4 protein-coding genes are annotated in these 4,661 nt (G+C 64.8%); all 4 read right to left on the bottom strand.

What is annotated here, in order from left to right; all coding sequences use genetic code 11:
• Positions 1 to 1,570, bottom strand: a 1,570-nt coding sequence (locus tag QOJ24_RS25025) for an adenylate/guanylate cyclase domain-containing protein (RefSeq protein WP_526266070.1), incomplete at its 3' end; no start/stop codon positions are given.
• Between the two features lie 24 nt (positions 1,571 to 1,594).
• Positions 1,595 to 2,014 (bottom strand): MarR family winged helix-turn-helix transcriptional regulator, encoded by a 420-nt coding sequence (locus QOJ24_RS25020; protein ID WP_526266069.1) that lies wholly within the window; start codon positions 2,012 to 2,014, stop codon positions 1,595 to 1,597.
• Positions 2,004 to 3,437, bottom strand: a complete 1,434-nt coding sequence (locus QOJ24_RS25015; protein WP_526266072.1) for a DHA2 family efflux MFS transporter permease subunit — start codon at positions 3,435 to 3,437, stop codon at positions 2,004 to 2,006. Before QOJ24_RS25015 ends, QOJ24_RS25020 begins: the two co-directional genes overlap by 11 nt.
• A 96-nt stretch (positions 3,438 to 3,533) precedes the next feature.
• Positions 3,534 to 4,661: citrate synthase (locus QOJ24_RS25010; RefSeq protein WP_526266067.1), on the bottom strand; the 1,128-nt coding region annotated here is incomplete at its 5' end.

The following is a 4,661-nucleotide window of genomic DNA, read 5'->3' as shown; positions in this document are numbered from 1 at the left end:
GCTTAGCGGCCGGATCCAACCGGTCGATGCGTGCGGCGATGACCGCCTGCAGTGTGCGGGGCACGTGCACGTCAGCGGCCGGCCCCACGCACAGATAGCAGCCACGGCCGCCCAACAGCACGTCGCGTTCGCTCAGATCCCGGACGATCTCCTCGGCGAAGAATGGATTGCCCGCCGCCCGCTCGGTGACGAGATCTGCGAGTTCGGCCACCGACGAGTCTCCGCCCAATAAGTCGGCGCTGAGCTCTGACATCTGAGAATCGTCCAGCGGCTCCAACGCCACAGTCTGCGACCGCGGCGCACGCGCCAGTGCACCGGTGTATTCCGGCCGGTACGTGATCACCACGAGCGAAGCGGTTTGCGGAATGACGGTGAGGAAGTCAGCGAGCAGCGACTCACTGACGCCGTCGATCCAATGAGCATCCTCGATGACATAGACAGCGGGCGAGGGCTTCGTCAGGGTGGACGCATTGACCATCGACGCCAGCCGTCGCCGCCGGGCGTCGGGGTCGATCTGCGGGACGGCGACGTCCGGGTCTCCGATTCCCAACACGTCGTTGAGAAGGACGATGTCCTCGTCATCGGCGTCCGAAAATCGTTCGCGCACTTGCACCCGAGCGGCCGAAGCATCCAGGCCGGCTGCACCGGCGACGTCGAGCAGCAGTCCGGCGACGGTGTGCAGAGGCAGGTCCGTGGTGTGCGATTCGCAGAACGTCGCGAATACTTCGGCACCGGCATCCTTGGCCTGCGATGTCAGTTCACGAACGATACGACTCTTGCCGATACCGGGCGGGCCGACGAGTCCCACGATGCTTCCGTTGCCGTTGATCGACCGCGCAAGGACACCGGCGAGCGCGGCCATCTCCCACTGCCGGCCGACGAAGCTCGGTTCCGCTCTGACCAACCGCCGACCGGTCGCCATCCCGAGTAGCCGGTGCGCGGGAACCGGGTCTGCGACACCCTTGATGTGTACCTGCTCGGTTTCGCCGAGCAGTGCACTGGCGTCGACAAGGCGGGCAGTCGAGTCGCTCACCATGACGCCGCCCGGCGGCGCCACCGACTCCATCCGCTGCGCCATCCCCACCTGTTCGCCGACGGCGGTGTAGGACATTGGGCCGGAACCGATTTCGCCGGTGATCACCTCACCGGAGTTCAACCCGATGCGAAGCTGCAGGCCGATATGGTCACAAGCCTCGACCTCCGCCGCCAAGTGCTGCGCGTCGGTCTGGATGTCCAGTGCGGCGCGGCAGGCGCGTACGGCGTGGTCCTCGAGGGCCACCGGCGCACCGAACACCGCCATGATCCCGTCGCCGGTGAACTTGTCCACCGTGCCGCCGTAGCGCTGAACGATCACCGACGAGCGGCGGAACACCTCGCCCATGATCTCGCGCAGCCGTTCCGGCCCGACGGCCGCCGCGATATCCATCGAGTGCACCACGTCGGCGAAGAGCACGGTGACCTGCTTGTACTCCGCATGAACGTCGACGCTGGCGACGGGCGATCCGCACACGTCACAGAAGCGGGCGCCGTCCCGCAGGCCTGCGCCGCACGCACCGCACGATATGGCCACCGCCAACAGGATATGGGCCGAACGCTAACCGCCGGACAACTTGGCCAGGATGGCCTGCAGCTTCCTCAATTCGATGCCGTCGAGACCCGAGAGGATCTCGGGTGCCGGATCGTCGGTCGCGTCGATGGTCGCGACCATGTCGCGGCCGGCATCGGTCAGCGAAACCATTTTGCAGCGCCGATTGGTGGGCTCGGGTGTTCGCACCACCAGTCCCCGGTCCTCGAGGTCGTTGACCGCGACGGTGGCTGCGGGCGCATCCATGGTCGCCGCCGCCGCCACCTGCTTCACGGTCATCGGTCCCCTGGCCAGCCTGCGCAGCACCCGGATCCGGCTGAACGGCAGACCGCTTCGCTCCACTACCGCACGCTTCCAGCTGTCGCGGTTATCGATCACCAACGAGCTCATCGCCCGCCAAACCTGGTCGGCCATCGGGTTATCCGACATGAGCGCCTTCTCTGCTGGCCGTCCTACCGGCGATAAGCGGTGCGAGACGATCGGCGGATGCAATCGACCGGGGGGATGTCGACACGCCGCCGAGTATGAAGACCACGAGGCCCAGTCCGATGCTCACCAACCACAGCGGCCTGGCCGCGGTCGCGAAGTCCGCCGTGTGCGCCAGCGCAGCCCCGGCCAACGAACCGCACAGCGCAACACCGATACTCACGCCGATCTGCCTGCTGGTGGAGGTCACGGCCGACGCCGCGCCTGCCCGGTCTGTCGGCATGCCGCTGACGGCCGAGTTGGTGATGGGCGCGTTCACCATCGCGAAGCCGATGCCGAACACGGCGAAGACGATCAGCATTTGCCACACCGCAGTCGTCGCCGACAAGAACGTCAGCATCACCGACGCGGCGACGATCAGCACGCCGGCGATCATCAGCGACGGCCGCGCGCCGAACCGGCCGACCATGCGGCCGGAGAGCGGCGAAAAGATCAGCGCACCGATCGCGATCGGAAGGTAGATCAGGCCCGTGTGCATGGCCGAGAAGTGACGCTCACCCTGCAGGTACAGAGACATCATGAACAAAAAGGCACCCCAGGCCGCGAACGCGCTGATGGCCAGTACCGTCGCCGAGGCGAACGGGACGCTTCGGAAGAAGCGCAGGTCGATGAAGGGGTCACGGCGCCTGGCCTCGTAGCGCAGGAACGAGACGAACGCGACCAGCGCGATGACCGCGACCACGATCGTGCGGGGGTTCGACCAACCCATGCCGGGACCCTCGATGAGGGTGAACACCAGCCCGAAGAGGAACGTCACCGCGAGGCCCTGGCCTATCGGATCGATGTTGCGCATGGTTGCCGACTTGGACTCCGGCACAAAGATCGCGGTCAGGATGATCGCGGCGGCGCAGATCGGCAGGTTGATCCAGAACACGGACCGCCAACCAACCATCTCGATCAGCAGACCACCGACGATCGGCCCGAGAGCCATCGAGATGCCGACGACGCCGCCCCAGATTCCGAGCGCACGTGCGCGCTCGACACGACCGACGAAGATCTGCGAAATGATCGACAGCGCAACGGGGTTCAGCATCGAGCCGCCAACCGCCTGCATGAGTCGCGCGACGATGAGCATTTCGATGCTGGGCGCCAGGCTGCACATCAACGATCCCAATGCGAAGACCGTCAGGCCGATCTGGAAGATCCGCCTGCGACCGAAACGGTCACCGGTCGCACCGGACAGCATCAATAACGACGCCAGAACCAGCGTGTAGATGTCGACGACCCACTGCAGCTGAGATGGCGAAGCGCCGAGGTCGTTGCGGATGGACGGAATGGCGACGTTGACGATCGTTGCGTCCATCGACACGATCAGCAGGCTCAGGCAGCAGGACATCAGGATGATGGCCTTGCGCCGCGGGCTCAATGAGCGGACGACAGTTTCATTCACACAACTATTGTGAAACTACAACTGTCGTTCGCGCAAGGCGGACCGACAGTGAAATATGTCGCAGAGACCCGACTAGCGCTTTTCCATGTCGGAGTAGTCGCGCTCGGTGTAACCGGTGTAGATCTGCCGCGGACGGCCGATCTTGCCGCTGCCATCTTCGTGCATCTCCCGCCAGTGCGCGATCCAGCCCGGCAGCCTGCCCACCGAGAACAGCACGGTGAACATCCTGGTGGGGAAGCCCATCGCGCGGTAGATCACACCGGTGTAGAAGTCCACATTCGGGTACAGCTTGCGCTCGACGAAGAAGTCGTCGGTCAGCGCCACCTCTTCCAACGCCTTGGCGATGTCCAGCAGTTCGTCGTCGCCGCCGAGCTTGCCGAGGATCTTGTCGGCCTGCTCCTTGACGATGCGGGCCCGCGGGTCGTAGTTCTTGTAGACCCGATGGCCGAAGCCCATCAGCTTGACCTTGTCTTCCTTGTTCTTGACCCTCTTGACGAAGTCGTGCACATCGCCGTCGGACTGGCGGATCTTCTCGAGCATCTCCAGCACGGCCTGGTTGGCGCCGCCGTGCAGCGGGCCCCAGAGTGCGTTGATGCCGCCAGAGATCGAGGTGAACAGGTTCGCCTGCGACGAGCCGACCAGGCGCACTGTCGACGTCGAGCAGTTCTGCTCGTGGTCGGCGTGCAGGATGAGCAGCAAGTCAAGGGCCCGAACGACCTCCGGGTCCACCTCATACGGCTCGGCTGGGAAGCCGAACGTCATCCGCAGGAAGTTCTCCACCAAGGTCAACGAGTTGTCGGGATAGAGGAACGGCTGGCCCACCGACTTCTTGTACGCGTACGCCGCGATGGTCGGCAGCTTGGCCAGCAGCCGGATCGTGGACAGCTCCACCTGCTCGTCATCGAACGGGTCCAGCGAATCCTGGTAGTACGCGGACAACGCGTTCACCGCGCTGGACACCACCGGCATCGGGTGCGCGTTGCGAGGGAAGCCGTCGAAGAACCGCTTCAGGTCCTCGTGCAGCAGGGTGTGCCGCTGAATCTGGTGGGTGAACTTTTCGAGCTCGTCCTTTGTGGGCAGCTCGCCGTAGATCAGCAGATAGCTGACCTCGAGGAAGTTCGACTTCTCTGCCAGCTGCTCGATCGGGTAGCCGCGGTAGCGCAGGATGCCGGCGTCGCCGTCGATGTAGGTGATGGCGCT

Source organism: Mycobacterium sp. (assembly GCF_032159775.1).
In the GTDB taxonomy this organism is placed as follows: domain Bacteria; phylum Actinomycetota; class Actinomycetes; order Mycobacteriales; family Mycobacteriaceae; genus Mycobacterium.
Note: the sequence above shows the minus strand (reverse complement) of the source record. Positions and strands in the feature narration are given on the sequence as shown.

Bases quoted from the DNA above. Each gene is read 5' to 3' on its own strand.
- QOJ24_RS25020 (WP_526266069.1), bottom strand. From the start codon at position 2,014: ATGTCGGATAACCCGATGGCCGACCAGGTTTGGCGGGCGATGAGCTCG.